This window comes from Thalassotalea hakodatensis (genome assembly GCF_030295995.1).
GTDB lineage: Bacteria > Pseudomonadota > Gammaproteobacteria > Enterobacterales > Alteromonadaceae > Thalassotalea_C > Thalassotalea_C hakodatensis.
The window spans coordinates 4036668-4057615 of the sequence record NZ_AP027365.1; the positions used below are offsets into that span (position 1 = coordinate 4036668).

At 37.3% G+C, this 20948-nt stretch carries 22 protein-coding genes; 8 read left to right on the top strand and 14 right to left on the bottom strand.

Features of this window, described 5'->3' with window-relative positions; genetic code table 11:
* Positions 1–27: 27 nt before the first annotated feature.
* Positions 28–1020 (bottom strand): alpha/beta hydrolase, encoded by a 993-nt coding sequence (locus QUE72_RS17895; RefSeq protein WP_286270505.1) that lies wholly within the window; start codon positions 1018–1020, stop codon positions 28–30.
* 348 nt (positions 1021–1368) lie between these two features.
* Between QUE72_RS17895 and QUE72_RS17900 the strand changes: the two genes are divergently transcribed.
* Positions 1369–1971 (top strand): DNA-J related domain-containing protein, encoded by a 603-nt coding sequence (locus QUE72_RS17900; protein WP_286270506.1) that lies wholly within the window; start codon positions 1369–1371, stop codon positions 1969–1971.
* A gap of 84 nt (positions 1972–2055) precedes the next feature.
* Here QUE72_RS17900 and QUE72_RS17905 read toward each other — a convergent pair whose 3' ends face one another.
* A complete protein-coding gene (locus tag QUE72_RS17905) occupies positions 2056–2964 on the bottom strand; it encodes a LysR family transcriptional regulator (protein WP_286270507.1) in 909 nt (302 codons plus the stop codon).
* Positions 2965–3108: 144 nt separating this feature from the next.
* On the opposite strand from QUE72_RS17905, the gene QUE72_RS17910 reads away from it, so the two are divergent.
* Entirely contained in the window at positions 3109–3648 is a 540-nt protein-coding gene (locus tag QUE72_RS17910) for an NADPH-dependent FMN reductase (RefSeq protein ID WP_074499620.1), read from the top strand.
* Between the two features lie 56 nt (positions 3649–3704).
* Here the strand turns inward: QUE72_RS17910 and QUE72_RS17915 are convergent, their stop codons facing one another.
* Both QUE72_RS17915 and QUE72_RS17920 read right to left on the bottom strand, forming a co-directional pair.
* Positions 3705–5477 (bottom strand): DUF885 domain-containing protein, encoded by a 1773-nt coding sequence (locus QUE72_RS17915; RefSeq protein ID WP_286270509.1) that lies wholly within the window; start codon positions 5475–5477, stop codon positions 3705–3707.
* 265 nt (positions 5478–5742) lie between these two features.
* The gene (locus QUE72_RS17920; RefSeq protein WP_074499618.1) at positions 5743–6033 is read right to left on the bottom strand and encodes an ArsR/SmtB family transcription factor; all 291 of its coding nucleotides are present in this window, start codon (positions 6031–6033) and stop codon (positions 5743–5745) included.
* 382 nt (positions 6034–6415) lie between these two features.
* Between QUE72_RS17920 and QUE72_RS17925 the strand changes: the two genes are divergently transcribed.
* On the top strand, positions 6416–7882 hold the full coding sequence (locus tag QUE72_RS17925; RefSeq protein WP_286270510.1) for a glutathione synthase: 1467 nt from the start codon (positions 6416–6418) through the stop codon (positions 7880–7882).
* Positions 7883–8225: 343 nt separating this feature from the next.
* Here QUE72_RS17925 and QUE72_RS17930 read toward each other — a convergent pair whose 3' ends face one another.
* Positions 8226–8807 (bottom strand): TetR/AcrR family transcriptional regulator, encoded by a 582-nt coding sequence (locus QUE72_RS17930; protein WP_286270512.1) that lies wholly within the window; start codon positions 8805–8807, stop codon positions 8226–8228.
* A gap of 89 nt (positions 8808–8896) precedes the next feature.
* On the opposite strand from QUE72_RS17930, the gene QUE72_RS17935 reads away from it, so the two are divergent.
* Positions 8897–9433: a dihydrofolate reductase family protein gene (locus tag QUE72_RS17935; protein WP_286270514.1), complete on the top strand. Its 537-nt coding sequence runs from the start codon at positions 8897–8899 to the stop codon at positions 9431–9433.
* A gap of 431 nt (positions 9434–9864) precedes the next feature.
* Here QUE72_RS17935 and QUE72_RS17940 read toward each other — a convergent pair whose 3' ends face one another.
* The 4 genes from QUE72_RS17940 to QUE72_RS17955 are packed head-to-tail and all read right to left on the bottom strand — an operon-like array spanning position 9865 to position 14973.
* The gene (locus QUE72_RS17940) at positions 9865–11529 is read right to left on the bottom strand and encodes a hypothetical protein (RefSeq protein WP_286270515.1); all 1665 of its coding nucleotides are present in this window, start codon (positions 11527–11529) and stop codon (positions 9865–9867) included.
* On the bottom strand, positions 11517–12476 hold the full coding sequence (locus QUE72_RS17945; protein ID WP_286270517.1) for a TniB family NTP-binding protein: 960 nt from the start codon (positions 12474–12476) through the stop codon (positions 11517–11519). Before QUE72_RS17945 ends, QUE72_RS17940 begins: the two co-directional genes overlap by 13 nt.
* Positions 12470–14329: a DDE-type integrase/transposase/recombinase gene (locus tag QUE72_RS17950; protein ID WP_286270519.1), complete on the bottom strand. Its 1860-nt coding sequence runs from the start codon at positions 14327–14329 to the stop codon at positions 12470–12472. Before QUE72_RS17950 ends, QUE72_RS17945 begins: the two co-directional genes overlap by 7 nt.
* Before the next feature lie 2 nt (positions 14330–14331).
* On the bottom strand, positions 14332–14973 hold the full coding sequence (locus tag QUE72_RS17955) for a hypothetical protein (RefSeq protein WP_286270521.1): 642 nt from the start codon (positions 14971–14973) through the stop codon (positions 14332–14334).
* 571 nt (positions 14974–15544) lie between these two features.
* Here QUE72_RS17955 and QUE72_RS17960 point away from each other — a divergent pair.
* Positions 15545–16609 carry a hypothetical protein gene (locus QUE72_RS17960; protein WP_286270522.1) on the top strand — a complete coding sequence of 355 codons (1065 nt, stop codon included), beginning with the start codon at positions 15545–15547 and terminating at the stop codon, positions 16607–16609.
* A gap of 120 nt (positions 16610–16729) precedes the next feature.
* Positions 16730–16921, top strand: a complete 192-nt coding sequence (locus QUE72_RS17965) for a hypothetical protein (protein ID WP_286270523.1) — start codon at positions 16730–16732, stop codon at positions 16919–16921.
* Between the two features lie 53 nt (positions 16922–16974).
* Here the strand turns inward: QUE72_RS17965 and QUE72_RS17970 are convergent, their stop codons facing one another.
* The 5 genes from QUE72_RS17970 to QUE72_RS17990 form a co-directional block, all read right to left on the bottom strand.
* A complete protein-coding gene (locus tag QUE72_RS17970; RefSeq protein WP_286270525.1) occupies positions 16975–17130 on the bottom strand; it encodes a hypothetical protein in 156 nt (51 codons plus the stop codon).
* Between the two features lie 99 nt (positions 17131–17229).
* Positions 17230–17472, bottom strand: a complete 243-nt coding sequence (locus QUE72_RS17975; protein ID WP_286270526.1) for a hypothetical protein — start codon at positions 17470–17472, stop codon at positions 17230–17232.
* 16 nt (positions 17473–17488) lie between these two features.
* On the bottom strand, positions 17489–17749 hold the full coding sequence (locus QUE72_RS17980; protein ID WP_286270528.1) for a hypothetical protein: 261 nt from the start codon (positions 17747–17749) through the stop codon (positions 17489–17491).
* On the bottom strand, positions 17746–17958 hold the full coding sequence (locus QUE72_RS17985; RefSeq protein ID WP_286270530.1) for a hypothetical protein: 213 nt from the start codon (positions 17956–17958) through the stop codon (positions 17746–17748). The genes QUE72_RS17980 and QUE72_RS17985 overlap by 4 nt, the downstream gene beginning before the upstream one ends.
* A gap of 19 nt (positions 17959–17977) precedes the next feature.
* Positions 17978–18475 (bottom strand): hypothetical protein, encoded by a 498-nt coding sequence (locus QUE72_RS17990; RefSeq protein ID WP_286270533.1) that lies wholly within the window; start codon positions 18473–18475, stop codon positions 17978–17980.
* Positions 18476–18848: 373 nt separating this feature from the next.
* On the opposite strand from QUE72_RS17990, the gene QUE72_RS17995 reads away from it, so the two are divergent.
* Positions 18849–19670 (top strand): WYL domain-containing protein, encoded by an 822-nt coding sequence (locus tag QUE72_RS17995; RefSeq protein WP_286273000.1) that lies wholly within the window; start codon positions 18849–18851, stop codon positions 19668–19670.
* Complete coding sequence (locus QUE72_RS18000; RefSeq protein ID WP_286270535.1) at positions 19670–20464, top strand: DUF7281 domain-containing protein; 795 nt, start codon at positions 19670–19672, stop codon at positions 20462–20464. Before QUE72_RS17995 ends, QUE72_RS18000 begins: the two co-directional genes overlap by 1 nt.
* Positions 20465–20948 lie beyond the last annotated feature (484 nt).

Here is a 20948-nt window from a genome sequence, read left to right on the forward strand (position 1 = left end):
GCAATACGTTACTTAAAACCATCCTCATTAAAAGTCCTCTGAGCTTTCTAATGGATAAGCTAATATGTGACTTCTTTTCGCAGGTTTTACCCTACCGTCAATCATGGCTGATAACATATGCACTAATGCAGGACTCACCTGCGCCTGATTATTCAGGAAATAAGAATGACCTTTTGGCATATCAAACCGGTTATTAAAACTATCGCAATCAACCTCATAGACATTTTTGGCCACCTTGGTTAAATCTTCTGGCCCTGTCATACCTAAACGAGCAGAGACGGTTCTATGCCTAAGGTTGCTTAATTTACTCGCGGGCATGGCTAAGTCATCATTGGCAAAGTACACAACGACATTTCTAGCCGATTGTGGAATTAGTACACCATTATTGCTAGGTTCTAAGCAATGATTAACCACATCTGCCGCAACCATGAAAATATTTCTAAACAGTTTAGGCACCTGGCCACAATGGTCGTATTTTCCCCATGCGGCTATCGCGTTTCGCAACACTCGATTACCCATAGAATGAGCAAGAATGTTAATTCTTCGTGTACAAGGGTTTTCTTTACTTGCTTCTTGAGTGCGCCAGTTATCAAACTTTGCCAACATACGCGCAAATGCTAAACCACTGGCATCAGCTGCTCTTTGGTCATCCCAGTAGTCATCTATAAAAGCATAAAAGGCATCATCATCACATGGCCAAATAAGTGGAACAACTAAAGCAAACTCATCTCCATATTGTTGATTTATTAACTGCTGTAAGCGTAAAGCATTGGGGAAGATATCAGGTTCAGGAGTATTGTTAAAACCATGTATGTACAACAATACTTGCATAGTGTTGGGTAGGTTTTTAAGATATTGAAAAAATGCTGGACTGCCTATTTCTCGGTAGTCATGTTCACCAAGGCGTTGGCAAAAATACATATCTAAGCTAGTGCGTGTTTTTTGCGGTGGGAAAGATATTTTTCGCCCTTTACGACTCCTTGCTGATTCTTTCGGTGTTCTATTCGTTGCAAATAACATAAAAAGTCCATTTAATGTTAACGCTAATTACACAACAATTAGCCGGTTAGGTAGGTTAAGAGAATTACGTTTTAAAACGACCTCTTTAACACCAAAGTGTAGTGTAATTTGCAACGTTTGCGATAAAAAATCATGATTCAACAGCTTTTATTAGAGTATGTTAATACCTTTCTTCTCATTTACCGATAATTGCTCCATTAAATAGTAGCGTTAAATACCTTTACGCATACAGCGCTAAAAGCTGCTTTGCTATACATGATTGAAATCGAGTATTTGATATTTATTTGAATTTTAAAGACAAAGCCCGTTAATGTATGATGGACTCTACATGAATAACTGGTACACGAAATGCGCACGTTAAATCCATACTTAACACCAATATTTCATGAACTTGAGCATTATTTCAGTGTTTCTCCTGTTTCCAATGAATATGACATTATCAAACATTTAACTGACAAGAATATCGCACCTTTTAACCGTTTTTCATTAGCTGATCACAAAGATTTATTCAGCGCGCACTTTCTTTGTATGCACGCCCTTTATCACTTAAAAGCACATTATAAAACGACACAAAAATATCAGCTTTTTATTGAATCTGTTCGTATAGAAAGAGTCGTCATAAACAAAGCAATACCGGATGAGCACCCAGCCAAAAACACACCTGAAAAAACAGACCCGCTGGCAAGCTATTACTTAAACCCACAACATTATTTTAAAACGCAGGAACACGAAATAAGCGATATGATCAAAAGCTTTTGGCAAAAATACCTCGCACATGACACTAAAAAAGAGGCATTCGAAATTTTGTGCCTACCCATAGATGCAGACAAAAAAACGATTAAAGCTCAATACCTTAAACTCGCTAAAAAATATCACCCTGACAAAGGTGGCTGTGCTGATACTTTTAGCAAAATCCGTCAAGCCAAAGCTGACTTAGATAAGCTGTTTTAATAAATACCGGCAACACATTCATTTATTGCTCAAAACAACGTTCTTAGCCATGCTAATAATACAATGAAAACCTTTCTCTTCGCGTCATGCATTCTCACAGTTTTTTGTCACATATTTGATAATAAAATCGATAAAGGTCCGTACATTTTTAGATTGTTCTTTATGAAAAGGGTACACGGCGTATAAGGCATGTTTTTCCGCTTGCCAGTCTGGCATTAGCTTGACTAACTCTCCTGTTTGCAGCTCTTTTGCAACAAACAATTCGGGTGTTAACAGTATACCAAGGCCAGCTCTTGCCGCTTGCTTCAATGCCAAGCCATTATTTACCACATAAGAACTTGGCGGTAAATCAATGGTGCGAACCTCATTATCTTGGCGAAACACCCATTGTCGAGGCGATAAAGCCAAGCTATACATTAAACAATTATGTGTATAAAGTGATTCTGGTTCGCTAGGCTGACCATGAATATCCACGTACCCTGCTGACGCACAAAGCACCAGATCAAGCCCATGTATTTTGCGCGACTTTAAACTTGAACTTTTTAACGGTCCACCGCCACGAATAGCAACATCTAGACCCTGTTCTACCAAATCTAAATATTGATCACTCATTAACAGCTCTACTGATATTTCAGGGTGTTCCTTCATAAATTCACACACTGCAGGATTTATTAATAATAGGCCAGCCGACATTGGAACACTTACTTTAATTAAGCCCCTTAACTGGTTGGAGGATTCTATGATGGATAGATCAGCCGTATTTAATTCATCTAAAATATTACGCACTTGATGATAATACTGTTTACCTTTTTCAGTGACATGCATTTTTCGAGTGGTACGGTGAATTAATGGTGCCTGTAGATAATCTTCTAGTTGATTAATATTTTTACTAATCGCAGCCTTTGATAACAACAAATCTTCAGCAGCCGCTTTAAAACTCCCTAACTCTATCACCCGCCTAAAAACAGTTAATGCTTTTATTTTATCCATCATACAACCACAATTATTTACTTATAGTGAACTATGTTATCACTATAACCAAGTTTATCTACTAAATAGAACGCAGTATAGTAACGTTAACTTAACTTTTATTGGCAAATATGCCGTCATCATTAATAACACAACGGGGAAGTATGTATGAAAAAAGTGTTAGCATTTTCAGGCAGTAACCACAGTCAATCGATCAACCAAACACTCGTTACTTTAGCAGCAGAGAAATTCACCTCGCATGAAGTAACCATCATAGATCTTAACGAATATGAAATGCCTTTATACGGCTTAGATGTTCAAGAACAAGGCTTTCCTGATAGCGCAATTCAACTACGTGAGTTGATGTCTGATTATGATGCATTAGTCATTGCTTCACCTGAACATAACGGCTCAATGCCAGCCTTTTTAAAAAATGTGATTGATTGGCTTTCTCGCTTAACCACGCCAGGAAAACCCTTTTTTGGTGACAAAATAAAACCCGTATTACTGATGAGTACATCTCCGGGCGCAACCGGCGGTGCAACCAACTTAAAACACATGGCAGAGTTGATGCCTTGGTGGGGCGGTGACGTTAAGGACACCTATAGCTTAGGCGGATTTTACGACAAGTATGCTGATGGAAAATTTGACCCAGAAACAGATCAAGCCATTAGCAACGTCATAAAAAAATTCGAAGCAACAATATAAAGTAGCGGTAATGTGCGCTTACTCTCACTTTCCCATTAAGCGCACTATTCTATTGATTACTCTTTTCCTGCTAATTCTTCAGTAATATATTTCTCTATTTGTGCTTCAAGTACATGTAGAGGTACTGAACCATTTTTTAAGATTTGATAATGAAATTCACGTACATCAAAATCAAGACCCAGTTCAGTTTCGGCTCGCTTGCGTAATTTGCGAATTGTGATTTCACCTATTTTGTATGACAACGCTTGACCCGGCCATGAAATATAACGGTCTATTTCAGTTTTAACATTATGTAACGATAACGCAGTGTTATCTCTCATAAAGTCCATTGCCTGGGCTCTTGACCAACCTTTTACATGCATACCGGTATCAACCACTAATCGCGCTGCTCGCCACATTTCGTATGTCAGTCGGCCAAAATTACTGTAATGATCAGTATAAATGCCCGCTTCAATACCTAACCATTCAGCATATAAACCCCAGCCCTCACCAAAGGCTGAAATATAGGCGTGTTGCCGATACGTAGGCAAATTATCTAACTCACTATTTAAAGAAATTTGTAAATGATGCCCCGGCACACCTTCATGTAAAGTTAACGCTGGTAATACATACAATGGACGTTTATCTAATGCGTAAGTATTCACCCAATATGAACCTGAATGGCGATCATTTGGCGGGCTGATATATCGTCCTGTGGTATATTTAGGTGCGATACTGTCAGGAACCGGCACCACACCATAGGGTGTACGCGGTAAATGTTTAAATAATGAAGGTAGTTTGCCATCAATTTGCTTTGCAAGGTACGACGCTTCTTTAATTAATGCTAACGGCGTTTTTGCGTAAAACTGCGGATCTGTTCGTAAAAAGTGGGTAAATTCAGTAAACGTTCCTTCAAAACCCGTTTTGGCAATTACTTCATCCATTTCCAAGCGAATACGTGCGACTTCACGCAAACCAAGCTGATGAATTTCTTCTGCACTCATGTCAGTGGTTGTATAGTGTTTTACCCGATTGTTGTAATAGGCAAGGCCATTAGGCGTTGAAGAAACAGCAATATTTTTTCTGGCGTTTGGAAAATACTCTTGCGTAAAAAACTGATAATAGTTTTCATAAGCAGGAATTATTTGTGTGGTTAATAAGTGGACTAAGCGCTCACGTTGTTCTTGAATAAACTCAGCATCAAGCAACGTTGAACTCGTAGCAAAGGGTTTTAAAAACACTGATTGTTCAACTTTTTCAGGGATAAAGGCTGATATAGAGTGCTCATAATCTACTAAAACGGCTTGAGGCTGCGTGATCCCTTCAGCCAAACCTTTTCGCATCCAATCAATATTTTGTTCAAAATATGTTGGCATTGCTGCAAGCTTATTGATGTATTGTTCAATGTCTTTTTTATTCTTAAATACCGTTGCATCAACGGTAAAATTGATACTTGAATGAAACCCTGATTCAGACTTAAACGGAATATAATGCGATTTATAGTGATAGTGAGCAATTTTGTTATCAAGTTGCGCTTTGATGATCGCATAGTTAATTCTATTTTCAGCTGACAGCTCATCTTGCTCTATTTGCTCAAATGCAGCGGCAATACTTTTACGTTGTTCGTACTGTTTTGCTAAAAATTCAGGTGACAAATCTGGCCAATAGCGTTTTTGCTCTTCTTTTTCGTTACTCTGATACTTCCCCTTGCCTGCACGGTGATCTAATAACTGTTGCACGGTGTGTTCAAATTGTTCATCAGCACTAGGCTTTATCGGCGTTAGTTGACATGCACTAACAAAAAACAAGCAGATAAACACTACCGTGTATTGAAGTAAGCAAAAGTTCATAAGGGTACCTGTATTAAAACGGAATGAGAGAACATTTATTAGCGGAAAAACATAACGTAAAAAACGAAAAAAAAATAGCGAAGCACGATGAAAGGCATGGCTTATAAGACAACTAACTCCTTTGAAAAATTAATGTATTAAACGCCTTCAATTTCACTTGATAAATGTTTCAAGGTAAAAAATCACCCTATTAAGTAGCATGTGATAGCGAACCTAATCCGCGTATTATTCAAAAAAATTATGATTGTTTTGTTGATATTTCCCCTTATTGCTCATCCGCACAACATTCATTTCGTAAAAATGAAATTACAGAAAGCAGTTTTTCATACTCAACAACACAGAATAACGTTCTTCCTTCCCGTCGTTGTTTAATCAATCCTGCAGATGTTAAGCCAGAAAGATGATGTGATAAGGTAGACCCTGGCACGTTTAGTTCTTCTTGAACAACCCCAACCGGAATACCTTGCCGACCCGCTTTAACCAATCGTTTGAAAACAGCTAATCTTGTTGGGTGGCCTAGCTCTTTTAATGCTTTGGCTATGGTTTCTATGTTCATCATCGTCTCTTCGAAGAATTTATACTTCGATATTACTAGAAATATATTGACAAGTATACAAACCAACCTATAATTCGACAAAACCAGAATTATAGAATAATTACCGATATTATCGATATCACACAAGACATGGCGCTTGATGTTTTAAGCATATTTATCTTTTTGGCCATAGCGTTAACGGTATGAGACTTAACGCAATAATGGCATTAATTATTGGTAGCGCAAGGGCAAGTATCACTGAAATCGTGCAATTATAGTCTATTTTCAACAACCGAATAATTTCAGCATTTTTAGCTGTAACCCTATTGGTAATCGCTGGTGATAGTTTCTTATATCCATGTCTGTTTTAAATAACTTAATAACCTTAATAGGAGTTACCAAGATGAGTAATGCCAATCCTTTAATTCCACAACAGATGATTGACGACATTATTCAGTGGGCAATTATGCATGGCGTAGCATTTCGTCAGGCTGATAATACAGCCAAACATTGTCCATTGAGCATTGCTCCTATCGCAATGAATAGTGAGGTGTTCGAAAGGTTATGTAACATAACGCCAATTATGACTAAATTGATCAACAACATCTCTGAAGATCATGATTTTTTACAAACTTCGCTTGCTGATCTGGCAAAAGCAGATGCATTTTTTGCACGTATTCTTTCTTTACATCAACAGGCGCATGGCAAAATTGATAACCGAATTAAACCCGAAAGAAAACCTTTGCTACTAATGCGCACTGACTTTATGAGTGATATAACTCATGGAGTAAAAGTAATAGAGTTCAATGGCATAGCCGCAGGTATGGCACCTTTTGGGCAACGAGCGACAGAGCTTCATGCATATCTTAATAGTCAATGGACAGGTGTATATCAGCGGTGGTTAGAAACAGATAAATCTACGCCAGCAGATAATAAAGGCCTAGAGCAGCTAGCTTACGGAATTTCAGCAGCGGCAAACAGCGTTAAAGCCTCTTTTGCTGAGGAAGAAAAAGCTCAAAAGCCAATCTTTTTAATGGTGATCCAAGAAAATGAAGACAACGTTTATGACCAACATTTGCTAGAGGTAGCTTTGCAACAGCTTGGTTTACAAACGGTAAGGCGGACTTTTAAGCAATTACACAAAGAACTTTATACAGGGAGAAATCAACGGTTGATGTTAACAGGGGTTGGAGCAATTGATGTCGTCTATCTGCGAACAGGTTATCAGTGCAACGATTATTATACACCAGAGCAAGATGAAAAAATGTGTTGTCAATCATTAAGTCAAACAAGGTTGTTCATTGAGCAACACCGTGTGGCAGTTAATGCGACATTTGGCCAGCAGTTAGCAACAAGTAAAGCCATGCAAATGCAACTTAGTTTGATGTTACCCCAAGATTATACTCGCTGGGGGCTGACACTAGAAGAAGGAACATTAGTAAAAAGCGTTTTTGCCGAAATGAAACCACTCAACCAAGCAACAATCGCTTGGTTTAACACGCAAGCAACTAAACAGCAATGGGTACTCAAAAACCAAGGAGAAGGTGGCGGGCATTGTATTTTTGGTGATGATATCAGTGAAAAATTAGAACAACTAAAACCGCAAGATTACGATGCATGGACATTTATGCAGCGTTTATTTCCCCATGAGCGTGACATACCCACAGTTGCAATAAGGGATAGTAAACCGATAAGAGTAGATAACTTAGTTAGTGAGATAGGCCTATTTACAGCCTATTTTGATGGGAAACCTGTCACAAAGCTGAATGGTTATGCTGGATACCTAATTCGAAGCAAGCCAGCTAATGAAAATGAAGGTGGCATTCATAGCGGTCAAGGTATTTTAGATTCTTTAGTACTTATCTACTAATAGCGATATTTCTTTCATTGTATGGGATTGCTAACGGCCACTTAGACGGATGAACAATTATTTTACAAACTTGCTTAAATAACGTGTGACTAAGCATAATGTTTGGGACTATCTCATATTGAAGTAGTTTATTTGAATGGCTAAAACAAATGAGATTTTATCGATTTCTCTGTTTTTTAATCATGATACCTGATATTCAGTCAGCAATCTTAATGTTCACAAATAGCCGACATTAGCTAGCTTTTGTAAATTCAGGAGCATATTTACGGCAATATTAGCCAAGATTTTCTGCTCGACCGTTAGATCGGTGTAAACGCATAGGAGATAATCAATTAAACTTAAGTCACGGTGTTAAATTATCTTTTCTATTGGCTATATAAGCATTTATTCCAGTGAAAATAATATCAAGAGATTCGTCAATATCATCAACGGTTAACTTACCTGTGGTATCACAACTCATTGAAATAGAGAAGCCATGTAAGTAATCTGCGAGTAAGTTTAACGAAGCATTTTCTATGGATGTACTCATATTCAGCTTGTTCATAATGATTTTAAATCTATTAATAAAAACGTTAGCTGGACTTGCTGACTTCATAGACAGTAAAGTTTGCAAAAGACCATCATACTTGCTTAGAAGTACAATGTAACTCTTTGAAAGCTTGCGTAGCTCTACCTCCCACTCTAAATCTTTTTGCGGTTGATATATCTCAGAAATTAGGGATGTTGTTAGCTCTTCTAGCAATTCACTTTTATTTTTAAAGTAATAGTAAATAGCCATCGCATCAACATTGAGTTCCGCAGATAATGATCTAATGCTTGGTATTTTTCCGCCACTTATCATCAGCTTCTTAGCTGTTTCTATAATCACTTCTTTGCTTAATGCCTTTGATTCTTTTTGAGGTCGGCCTCTTTTTTTTATCGTCATTATATTTATTCAATTTATGTTGGTTTACAAATTAATTCTACAGTGTAGAATATTTTGAAATTAATCTTAGATCAATCTAAGAGGTAACTATGACTAATATTGTATTTATAGCAACAAGTATTGATGGCTACATCGCAGATAAAAATAATGAAGTTGAATGGCTGCATGCAATTCCTAACCCTGATAACTTAGATATGGGGTTTACTAAACATATGGAAAGTATTGATGCCTTAGTCATGGGGCGTAATACATTAGAGTTAGTGTTAACACTAGATTGTGATTGGCCGTATTCAAAACCAGTATTCGTTCTTAGTAATACACTTAATGCTGTAGCAAAAGGCTATGAAGACAAAGTTTCTTTGGTAAATGGGGATTTAAGAAAATTAACTGAAGAATTAAAAGGTAAGGGCTATGAAAATTTGTATATTGACGGCGGTGTTACAATTCAGAACTTTCTAAAAGAAGATTTGATAGATGAAATCATAATTACCACTATTCCCGTTCTGTTAGGTGGTGGTATTCCACTATTTGCTCAACAAGAAAATACTCTTGAGTTTAGATGCACTGATTCAGAAGTGTTTTCTAATGGTATTAGCCAAAACCGTTTTAAACGACTTAGATCATAATTTTCAACTAAACAGCAGCTCGAAACTCTAACGATGAATTGGTAATGTTTATTGTCAAAACCATGCATATTTATATCTGCGGGGAGAATGTCCAGTATCGTATCAAAGTAAATGTTAGATGGGCTAATTCTCATTCAGTGATTAGCAATCTCAAGTATTATGGGCAGTTACACATTACATCTGGAAATTTTCATTTTTGAAGAGAATGAACATTCAAGAAGAATAGGCATCAGAGAGAAGTTGAAAAAATGAAAAAACGTCACTTTTTTCATTAGTCGAGAGAATTTTATTCAAGTTTCCATTAAGCGATAGAATTCTCTACAGCCCAATATAAATAAGGACTTACAATATTTATAATTACAAATATTCGAGAAAAAAGCAAAAAAAAAGTTAAGCCAATTGCTTAACTTTTAGACGGGTGTTTTGTTTGTTTAAAGTGACAAGGAAAGTTGCTTTCGCTTATGGCAACTTGGGTGATAAAGATTATTTAATATAGATACAAGTTTAGGTATTTTTTTGTAGATCGATGACTCAAATATTGGCTCAATTTTGTTTTTACTCAATGCCAACTTTATTGTATATGGCGCAACATTATGAACACTTCCCCACCTCTCAATACACTCATAGTTGCTAAGAAAATTCGCAATGGATATTCCTGTATATCTTTTGTTAGCAACGGTCGGATCTAACTCAGTTAATATTTCTGCTTTGCCTAATTGACCAACTAGAGTTCTTGAAATGCCGATAATCCTTGCTGTTGCAACTTGTGTAAAAACTACGCCTGACTGTTTTAAGTATTCATTTTCCAAAAAATGAATGATGACCTGCTCATTAACCTTGATTGAATCTATTAGTGATTTTTTAGTTTTATCGATATGCAGAGGCAGTCTTGCGGCTATAATTTCGAACGCCAACGATTCATCAGAAAGTAAATAAACTGACTTCAACTCTTCAAGCTCTGAAAGGTATAAAGTGTTTTCAGGATCTTCCGTATCACATGCCATGATAGAGCTGATAAATAAGCGAGCATCAATAATGGTATTTCTTCCGCTTTTTGTATTAGCTGTGATTTTAAAGCAATCAAGTTGAAACAACTTACGCACTAGTGTCATTTTGCAATTAAACATTTCGGAAAACCCAGCTGGGTCTAGATGATGGCGTAATTGTTCATTAGCTAAAGTATTGTTCGCCTCTCTACTTGTCGATTCATTTCTTATCCTGCAAGGTGTCATTGTACTTTCACTCAACAGCTCATTTTTAGGAGCAAAAGAAAGATAACTAGGTTTAATGCCCTTGATTAGCCAATTACCTTGAAGTTTATCTTGTAACTCATGCACCGGAAAAAAGACGGCACGCTCACTTAAAGCTTTATATTGATGCCGTACATTTGCTAAAGATTGGCACCAAGTACTTATTGCATCAATGTTTGTTAAAAGGGCATAGCCTTGTTGGGCCACATCAGTCCAATTATCTATAATTGTTGGTAAAAGTTTTATTTTATTGTGCATTGAGTCATATGGTCGAACTACTCGATATATTGATTCGGCTAAATCTTGAAGAAACAGCGCACGCTCTTCAAAATCTAAGCGATGAAAATGCAATACATGATCTGGCATTTTTTCTACTTGGCAGTGATTGGCAATATCATTCCACGAATTGAGGCATTTTGAGCACCCGTACTCAATAAGTGTTGAATCCCAGTTAAATTTTTCTCCGCATGGACACTTTTCTACTAACTGAACTTGATGCTTTGCACAATGAGTAATGGGCATTAACTGCCAGTCCTTCATTAAATGGTTTTGGTCTCGCATACAAAAAGGACAAGCTACTGGTTGCCTATCAATTAAGTATGATAGCTGCTCTTGTTTTTCATCTGACACAGGCCAGAAAGAGGCTGGATTAGCTTCATCAACCAGATTGCAAACGCATTCGACTATGCTGCTTTCACTGCTCGCTATATTGATAGTCTTAACATCCTGATAATGTGAAAATAACTGTTTAACTTCAATGTAGTCATTTTCAGTAGAAAGTCTGACAAGGTAGCTACGAGCACTTTCATTATTAGCTGGTAAAATTTGCGTCATTAACTCGTACATGATGTCTCCTCAGAACCATAATAATTCATGATTTCAGTATCCAATTGCTTTGCACTCAGCTTAAAAGGATTAAAAGTTAGTGGATTTTGAGGGCGATATTCTTCGTAAGCTTCTGTTAAACTTTTGATATTTATCGCCTCAGTTGAGCCAGCGATTTCGATCGCTTCCAAAAATAACGAAGATAAGTTTCTGAATAACCCATCTGTAGCCAAATAAATAGCATCTGACAACGCTTCCAGATTAGCTTTACAATTAAGGGCATTTTGGTAAAACTCGATAATCTCAATCCAACCAGCGTCATTGTTGCCATATGGTGCTAATACGTGATTTTTACGACAGCGTGATTCCAGTTGTTTCTCTTCTTCAAACTTGCCTTTGATCTTTAGAAGTTCCATAGTTTTTGGCATGCCAACAAGTACTATTGGAATTTTTAATTCGTTAATAATCTCTTTTAACGCATCCACATTGTCTTGAGTAGTTGTTCCGCTGCCTCGAAGTAAATGCTGTGACTCATCAAATATGATTAGTTCCACTCTAGCTTTTTCTAACTTACCGTATATTTGCTTCGCTATGTTATCCGTACGCCCAGTTACGACCTTCGCCCCCGTTAACGCTCTGAATATTTCAGCCGTGAGTGATGCGACAGTCGCTTTTTTAGGGATATCTACAGCTAACACAGGAACAATTGTTTGATAGCCCTCTTTATATCGTGAGTTGCGTTTTAAATACCTTTTAATGGTCTGGCTCTTACCAACCCCTGCAACCCCTGACAATATCATTGACCTAGGATTGCTAGTGTTGGCTGTAGCTTTACACCTATCAAACGTATCATTTAAAAATTGAATACGAGATGTGGCGGTTTTCCTCTCTAAAAACTCACTTGTTGCGGGGAGTAGCGTTCTGTTTTTTCTCTCAGGGTTCATCAATAAAGCTTCATTACTTACCATTGTTCTTCTCCGCTACGATAGTTTTCTTCGCTAGAATGAGGGACGGTATTAGAACGCTCTATTGAACTGTTTTCGTCATATTCAGTGTCGTCAAAGTCTTCCGCAGTCAGATATTCTTGAGGTACAGGCTCTCCGTTTTTACGCTTCTTGGCGAGAATGTTACGAGCTTTTTGTGCTGTTAAAAGTTCAGCAGTATCTGGTCGAGACTTGCTTTTTAGCTGTGACTTTATTGTGCTAAAACTAACATCTTTAAGCTCATCTGCACCTTTAGTATTCAATAACTCCAACATCGTTCCATCTGGCAGGACAGCAGTTACTGCCGAGGCATCAAAGTCATCTATCAATACGGTAATTTTTTTAGCATTACCTTTTTGATCAATATACCCACGTAGAAATGTTTTGAATTTCGATGAATGAAATTGCTGACCTCGATGTTGAATTCCTGCTTTAAGTGATGGAGTTAATTTCTTTTCTCGGCCTCTTAGTAATAGGCGTTCATCCATATCTTCTAACGTAATATGGTCTGAACACTGAATATGCTCATCCCATACCTCTAGTGGAGTTTGATTGTTCAACGCTTGTAATGGCTTTTTGTGGTAAACCTCATAAATGTACTGCTCCAAACGCAGTAAAAATTCTGCAACGGTAGTCTTAGCCATACTTTTCAGGTTTTCATCTGTAACATCTTTTTTGTCCTTCTTGGGTACATACCCTTTCACTTTCGTTAAGAACTCAGCACGAATTTTTTTGTTAAATGCCTCTATGTAAGGCTTTTCTTGTGGCGCATTGGAGGCACAATATTTAATTTCTGCACCAAGAGAACCCAAGAATCGCTTCGTTGCTTCAGCGCGATAACCGGGACCATTATCTAAAACATACTTTAAACCTATGCCCCCAATTCTTTGGCCGTGCGGTTTATTATTGACTCGTACAGAGTGAGATAAAGAGTGAACAACAGCGGCAGAAGATTCACCCTTGTCCAATTGAACGGTATAACCCAATATGCAGCGGCTAAAGCAGTCAATCACCAAAAATAGAGAAACTTTACCAGCATAGCTGCCATCATCATTAAGTAACCCTAGGTTAGGACACAAGCCGTCACACTCAACACGCTCTAATATGAAACTTGTCTCAATGGAAGAAAGAGCAGCTCTATTTTCAAGTTTTGCGTATGCTTTGCCATGTCGTTTTTCATCAACAATGTGCTTAGGTATTCTCTTTAGGAATCGTCTGATCTTTCCTTCTGTTGGGCATGTCTCTGGGTAGAACTCATTGCGTTTTGCTTTAAATTTCTTTTCAACAATATTAATGAACTCACTAACAGGAGGCTGTGATCTGAGCAAGTAATGCCTTTTGGCTAATTTAAATAAGAAGTCCTGAAGTTCAGGAGACATTCTTTGTTCTCTAGGCCCTTGATAGCTATAAATTTGGGGAGCAATATCTCGGCCATCTCTAATCCACTGCCTGCGCCATTTATCGCTAGTTTTAAATTTAGGCTTCTTAGGGTGTTTATCCTTGAGCAGTTCATAAACGTTATCAATTGCCTCATTTGCATATATTTCCACGCAAGGATTAGGTAATTTATCTAAGGCTTCACAGTACGCTAGTCGAAACTCTGCAACTTTTTGTTGCTCTTCATCCAGCGGAAAATATTTTAATGAAATAGCATTTTCAACCAATGTATATTTACTAGCGTTAACATTAGAAATAAACTCCCCCGTTTTAATTTGCTGATACTTACCGTTATCAAACTCTAGAAAAACAACTTTATGGTCAAAGTACTTAATACTGCCTGATACAGATGGAGTTCTAACTCTTTGACCTATCGATAGGTTAGCAATAGTAGCTTTCATTTTTAGGCTCCTATCACTAATTCTGTTTCGTTTGTTAATGGCTTTGCATAGTCAAAACGATATTGTTGATGAGCTAGCATGAGCTTGGTTATACGAAGCGTAATATTTAACTTTCTTGCGGTTTCCTGCATTGCTCCCCAAGTTGTATTGTTGCCTACAGTATCACTGAGGCTTTGTGCTTGCTCCTTGTTTAAAGGCAACTTGCGCAAATGACACAACCTGATGAGGTTTTGCTGAGTAAATCCCTTGCAAACTTCTTCATCAGTTAAATATTCAACTTGTTGGCTTCTGGATTGGAGTAGCACTTTACGAAAGTGACGGAAGCGTGCTTGTTCGTTGGGATCATCGACAAATACTTTAGGCTTTATTTCTAGCTTTTTTATCGTATTATCACGATTGATAACTTCTGTATCTACCGTATAGGCCGTGGGTTTGCCATTTACCCCTTCATAGATGTATTGCACTGGTTGTGCCTTGTAGCTCAATACGTCAGCTTTAAAATCGAGATATCGATAAGCCATAAGCTCTAAATTACTATCGCACCATACCCTTGCGCCATTTTTGACCGATGGAAAAAAATCAATCCCTCTTCCTTTTCTGTAGTTTGGTAAGTATCTAACGTCTTTAATTTGGTTTGTCATCATTCTTTAGTTTTCAAAATAGGTAATTTCTAAAAAATGGTAGAACTAATAAAAAGGGTGCGCAACTTAATTACTAGTATATTTTTATGGTTAAGCTTATGTTAAATAAGAGTTTATTATACATATATGAATAATGAGTTTGACGTTTTCTGGGAGTGAGTTGAGGTGTAGTAAAAGGCAATGAGTAGTCTAACTAAATGAAAAATATGAATGAATTTATATTAATAAACGCTATATTAAATACTCGTTTATAGAACCAGAATATATATAAAAGTGTTCTAAAGCTTTATACGAGTTCTAATAAATCGGTCTAAAAAAATATACATTTTTCTTTTAATTTAAACGACCACCCTTAAAATTTGCCGAATTCTTTAAAATCGGGTACTTTTTACATGGCGCTAGCCACACTTGCACGTGAGTGAAAAACAGCAATTTTGACCTGAGAAGGTAACGAAAACCTCTAAATACAACTTAAATTTGATTAATACATACATGGCTTGAGAGATCGTGTTGTAATCGCGTGTAGCAATGATTGGTAACAGATTCTCTCTGTCTCAAGCATATGGATATGTATATGAAAAATTTAAAACCATTCATCTTTTCAGCTCACGCTGACTTAAAACCAGTAATTCCTTCGATTAAGAAAAGTCACTTGTACGAAGCCATTGCCGCTTTTTGTGGGTATAAAAGCTATGCTGCATGGCAAGTAGCGATTCACACTAAAGTTGATGACATTGAGCAGGCTCAAGGCCAATGCTTTGAGAGAATGTTGGGGTTAGGACTGCCTGCTAAACACGCTTTGCTGATATCTCAGCAGATGCCACGACTATGGCAACAATACGATAGTATTACACTGGATGATATCTACGCATATTATTCTGAAGCATCCTATGATGATGCGCTTAAATCTACTCGCATGTTAGATGAACTGAAGTCAGCAGTCGAAAATGGGAGTGAAGAGGCTATGTTATTAGCACTTGTGGTAACAGCCCAATTGTTAATTCAATTTGACGAAGACCCTGATAATCGTAGTGGTGAATATTGGTATCAGAAAAAGCTAACCAATCAAAAGCTCAATCACTTCCAACTTCAAGTTGCAGAACAATACCAGCAAATCATGCCTTATCGAGAGCTATTTCAACATTTACTGACCATTTTTGATGTCAGTGAAGGCCCTGTATTGCATAGTCCAAGTACTATTGAAGCAGTTTGCTACAAGCATGATGATGGCCTTGTTCGTCAGTGGAGTTCCTATTTTTCAGACAGACCAACTGATGTTATTGATGCGATTATCTATGTGTTAAATCACCACGAATCGGAGCAGCCAATTATTCCATACTACTTGTATCTCGATTGGTTAAGGGCAGAAATGCTCCTATTTGCTGATAGGGAAGGTATTGTTGAAATTATAAAAGCTGCCGTTGATGACGAAGAAAAATGGTTTTGGCACCTGATAGGCTTGAGACAAAAGGTTGATGTTACTGTATCAACGCTTAGAGCAATTCACGCAGATACAGGTGAAGATTATGATGATTACGGGCCTATGGACATAGTTGGTGATGAAGGACTTGTTCTTCCGAGTGTTTCCGATGATAGAAAAGCCAAGCTTCAAGCGGAAGTAAATAAAATCACATATTAATTGTTTTAGGCTAGCCGCAAGCTTTTTTATATTCTCGTGGCTAGCTATTCTTGGGGGTAGCTAATATTACATTCTATAATAAGCTAGACAGGTAAACTAGGCGAGGCATCATAGTAGCTTATGAAAATAACTAACGCTGAAACTCTCAAACAAGCACTTGCTAGCATGCGTTTAGAGGGCCTATCTCTATCCCCTGAAGTTAATACGTTGATGCTGAATGCTCTTGTTGATCCAAATATTGACACTGAAGATATTAAGCGCCTTTTAGTTAAACCTTACAGAAACGCTAAAGAAAAGCGTGATGGACACTAGTCACAAGGAAAATGTCCTCCTTGTGACTAGTGGTTCAGCCTAGGCAGTTGACCTCAATCATCTTCATAATCTTCTTCTTGAGCAGCATCCCAACCTTTGTCCCAGTCTTCGACCACCCACCATGTATCGTCTGACCATTGGTATGAATTAGAGCTTTTGGACTCACCTTTCCAATAAGCGTTGTAGCCTTCTTTTTGCTCACTAGACAATAAAGTTATGGCAATTATAAGTACAGATGACTGCGTGTAAACGCAGTCATCTACGAAGTCATGAATTGAGTTATTTCTTAAAGCTTATTCGACAATTGTTTAGTTTCCGGTGGTGTTCGATTGTACATATTCAAGAGAAAGAGAACATTCACCCTTACTGAGCATTTTGTTGAAGCATTCTGAGCACCACGTACCTAAGCCTTCAGCATAAGTTGGGGTGACAGACATAATTGAACCAATTTTTTCGTGGCTATATGTAATGCTATGGCAGTAATCTCCGACATATATTGGGTTATCACAACCAAAGCAATGACAAAAAGTTTGTCTTTCTTTATCACTCATAAGTCTTCCTGTTAGATTATTTATTATTTTCTTCGTGAGTTTTGTCTAAACAAATATTGCGGTGCTGAATATATGCTTGTGCTATCTGATCGAACATGTCTTGAGAAAATACAATTTCGATGGTGTCTCCATCGATAAATTTTCTGAAGTTGATTTCTTCAGCATCAAACAGCCGCAATACATATTCACTGCCAAGCTTATGTAGCCGTTCATCGACTTGTACTTTTTCTTCTTGGGATAAAAAAACGTTTTTAGTGAGTGTTTCTGGCATCATCATTTGCTCTCCTTACTATGAGTAACAAGCTCTGCAACAGTGTCTATAATGCGAGCGGCGGCATGAGGATCTTTGTTAATGTTACCTTCCATTGCGTATTGAAAGGCTACGGTTCCATCTCTGGCGACAATGGCAAACGCGATAGAATCTTCTGCCATTTCCTTAAATGCATCGAACATTTGTTCTTTTTTAATTAAGCCTTCATAGGACATATATACCCCCTTACCTCAGTTAATACTTTTTAATATCAGAACTCACAAAGCTAATTGCGAAATCTATAACAGGATTAGATTCAATATTCTTAAGGGCTAGTGCATGAAGTAAGTAAACTTTGCACGCAGACTTCCAAAAGCTATTTTCATGAAACGGTAAATAGCAATGTGCTTTTCTCATTTGCATCCATTCCAACAGTTCACCTTGCTCTTCGAAAATCTTATGAAAGCTGTGCTTCAGGTAATACTTAGCAGCATCGTCACTAATTATTGCTCCGGGTACTTTGTAGTGACGAGAACAATATAAGCCAAACGCTAGTGTTGAAAATACGCACCCCCAAGAAGATAGGTATTGTGCAGATGCTTGCCATGCTACAATCGGCAGTGAACGACTTTTTGGATTAAAGCACCATTTATTCCAGCAGATATATGGCGAAATACCTCTCCTATTAGCTGCTATTGCATCAAGCTGGCATATAGTTTCCTCAGAAATAAGTGGTAATAAATCTAAATGCATGATTTGTCTCTAGCAACCAAATGATGCGTTTATCTTAGTGCTATTTTAAGCTGACTTGCCAATATTGAATTCTTTCAAAAACAGGTAATTTTAATGAAAATTTAGTCTTTCACAAATAGATGTGCTAGATTTACCTTAAGACAATCAAGCCATTGATTAATATATATTTTAGTGTTTATTAATTAACTGTCCTTTAATTTCCTATTTAATAATTACCTCATCTCTATTCGTCATAAAGTTTGACTTGTTAAATCAATAAGATAATATTATGTAATCATTTTGATTATGTGGTGGCACGATATTGAGTTCATTAAGTAAGTTAGATTTAAGCTACGCCCAAAAACAGAGATTGGCCTATATCGATTTCTTGTTAATGTTTAGAGGTCACTTCAGTCGCAGTGATTTAACTAACAAGTTTGAGATGGGATTGGCAAATGCGACTCGTGACATTGCCCTGTATAAAGAGCTATCACCAAAGAATATGGAGCTTGAAAGCTCTAAAAAACAATATTTGCAAGCAAAAGCCTTTAAACCGCTTTTCAAGCATGATGCGAAGAAAACGTTAATAAAACTCGCTAATGATATTACGGATGGCTTTGATGCTATCGGTGACGTGACTTTCCCTATCGAAGCACCAAGCCAATTAAACGTTCCTGATATATTCATTGTTGCCAAACTTGTTCAAGCGATACTAAATAACAAACCCGTCAATGTTATTTATACCTCGTTAAGCAGTGGTTCTGCCTCAAGAGAGTTAGTTCCTCATTCAATTGTTGATAATGGACTACGTTGGCACGTGAGGGCCTTTGATAGAAAAACAAAATCTTTCAGAGATTTTGTGCTTACTCGGATAAGCAAAGTTACGATTAAAAACCAGACTGCTGAGTCACATGAAGACAAATTAGAGGATCATCAATGGATGAGAATGATGCCTTTGCAGCTAGTAGCCCATCCAAAAAATGTTCAACATCCTACAGCTATTGCGATGGATTATGGTATGGAAAATGGTGTTCTTGAGTTAAATGTACGGGCAGCGTTAGCTGGATACTTGCTTAGACGATGGAATGTAGATTGCACCACCAATGCAGATCTTGCGGGTGGCGAATATCAACTTTGGTTGAAGAATAGGCAAACTCTGTATGGAGCAGAAAATCTTGCCATTGCTCCCGGTTATCAGCAGTCAGAGGACGACTAATGCACGACAAAAGAATTGGTAAGTATCTTCATAGTATTGAGCAATCCAAAGCAATTAATTACTCGAAATTTCTTGCTTTACTGCCTGAACAATTGTGTGAAGAAGTTAAAGAAAAAGCGACTATTAAATTTTTAAGTAAAGGCTCTGTAATCGTTGAGGTTTCTTGTGAGCAACTTTTAGAAAAATTGCGCTCATTGGCGATTGAACCGTCAAGTCGCATTGATGCAACGTTGCTAGGTGACTCTCATAAAGTAAATACATCGACTAGCTACTTGTTAGCGTACCATCAATCTTCCGTTGATGTTCACCCCGATACGATTATTAGTAGTAATGACGAAACACACCTTAGATTTCAACCTAAAAAACGTCTAGTGATTATTGAAAATGCAGAGCTATTTTTCGCAAGAGAAACACTATTTGCTCAGATGAACAAAGCGTTTTCTCTTTCCTTGTCATTTGACAATACAGATTTGGTTTTTGGTGCCGGAAATCAAATATCCAACAAGCATAACTATACATTTATCAATCAGTATGAATCGATTTTATGCTTCTTTGATTACGATTTGGGTGGTTTGAAAATATATAAGGCGATGCGAAATATGGTAGGGAGCAAGGCTAAATTCTTGGAGCCTAGCTCAGATAATTTAACTGAATTTTTCATAAAGAAACCGAAGACCCAAGAACAGTACACAAAGGCGTTAGAAACTGCCAACAGTCTTGGCTTAAGCAAGCTACACAGCTTGTTTGAATCAAAAAAATCATTCATGGAGCAAGAAGCTTTGTTGGCTTTATAAGAAGGAATCAAAACATTGTCACATCAATTTAATTTTGTATTAAAGAAACTGGTACTAGTTGATTCGGCTGGTTTTTGTTATTCAGAGATAGAGTTAGATAAACACACAATTTTACTTGGCGAAGGTAATGTCGGTAAATCTAGCCTTCTTAATTGCATTCGTTTGTTTCTATTGCCAGAAGTCAACTTCAATCGAGCAAAAGATAAATTTAACTTCAAAAGTTCAAATGGTTATGAATATGATAAAAACGAGTCATTTGGGCATTATTTTCCTAGCAAGTACTCGCATTTAATTATCGAAGTAGAGAAAGTTATCGCAGGCAAACGATACACCCACTGTCAGATTCTAAATAGAGGCAAGAACCTTTCATTTGAGCGTATTTTTACTGCTTTGCCATACCAAGAAATTCAGCATCTATTCTGGCAAGTAGAGGAAGAGGACGAACATAACATCGGCTCTAGAGTAGAAAAGCTATCGACTCAAG

Bases quoted from the DNA above. Each gene is read 5' to 3' on its own strand.
- QUE72_RS17960 (WP_286270522.1), top strand. From the start codon at position 15,545: ATGAAAAATTTAAAACCATTCATCTTTTCAGCTCACGCTGACTTAAAA.
- QUE72_RS17935 (WP_286270514.1), top strand. From the start codon at position 8,897: ATGACTAATATTGTATTTATAGCAACAAGTATTGATGGCTACATCGCA.
- QUE72_RS17910 (WP_074499620.1), top strand. From the start codon at position 3,109: ATGAAAAAAGTGTTAGCATTTTCAGGCAGTAACCACAGTCAATCGATC.
- QUE72_RS17955 (WP_286270521.1), bottom strand. From the start codon at position 14,973: ATGATGACAAACCAAATTAAAGACGTTAGATACTTACCAAACTACAGA.
- QUE72_RS17945 (WP_286270517.1), bottom strand. From the start codon at position 12,476: ATGGTAAGTAATGAAGCTTTATTGATGAACCCTGAGAGAAAAAACAGA.
- QUE72_RS17930 (WP_286270512.1), bottom strand. From the start codon at position 8,807: ATGACGATAAAAAAAAGAGGCCGACCTCAAAAAGAATCAAAGGCATTA.
- QUE72_RS17940 (WP_286270515.1), bottom strand. From the start codon at position 11,529: ATGTACGAGTTAATGACGCAAATTTTACCAGCTAATAATGAAAGTGCT.
- QUE72_RS17925 (WP_286270510.1), top strand. From the start codon at position 6,416: ATGAGTAATGCCAATCCTTTAATTCCACAACAGATGATTGACGACATT.
- QUE72_RS17895 (WP_286270505.1), bottom strand. From the start codon at position 1,020: ATGTTATTTGCAACGAATAGAACACCGAAAGAATCAGCAAGGAGTCGT.
- QUE72_RS17905 (WP_286270507.1), bottom strand. From the start codon at position 2,964: ATGATGGATAAAATAAAAGCATTAACTGTTTTTAGGCGGGTGATAGAG.
- QUE72_RS17995 (WP_286273000.1), top strand. From the start codon at position 18,849: ATGTTTAGAGGTCACTTCAGTCGCAGTGATTTAACTAACAAGTTTGAG.
- QUE72_RS17975 (WP_286270526.1), bottom strand. From the start codon at position 17,472: ATGAGTGATAAAGAAAGACAAACTTTTTGTCATTGCTTTGGTTGTGAT.
- QUE72_RS17985 (WP_286270530.1), bottom strand. From the start codon at position 17,958: ATGTCCTATGAAGGCTTAATTAAAAAAGAACAAATGTTCGATGCATTT.
- QUE72_RS17990 (WP_286270533.1), bottom strand. From the start codon at position 18,475: ATGCATTTAGATTTATTACCACTTATTTCTGAGGAAACTATATGCCAG.
- QUE72_RS17915 (WP_286270509.1), bottom strand. From the start codon at position 5,477: ATGAACTTTTGCTTACTTCAATACACGGTAGTGTTTATCTGCTTGTTT.
- QUE72_RS17950 (WP_286270519.1), bottom strand. From the start codon at position 14,329: ATGAAAGCTACTATTGCTAACCTATCGATAGGTCAAAGAGTTAGAACT.
- QUE72_RS17900 (WP_286270506.1), top strand. From the start codon at position 1,369: ATGCGCACGTTAAATCCATACTTAACACCAATATTTCATGAACTTGAG.
- QUE72_RS17920 (WP_074499618.1), bottom strand. From the start codon at position 6,033: ATGAACATAGAAACCATAGCCAAAGCATTAAAAGAGCTAGGCCACCCA.
- QUE72_RS18000 (WP_286270535.1), top strand. From the start codon at position 19,670: ATGCACGACAAAAGAATTGGTAAGTATCTTCATAGTATTGAGCAATCC.
- QUE72_RS17980 (WP_286270528.1), bottom strand. From the start codon at position 17,749: ATGATGATGCCAGAAACACTCACTAAAAACGTTTTTTTATCCCAAGAA.
- QUE72_RS17965 (WP_286270523.1), top strand. From the start codon at position 16,730: ATGAAAATAACTAACGCTGAAACTCTCAAACAAGCACTTGCTAGCATG.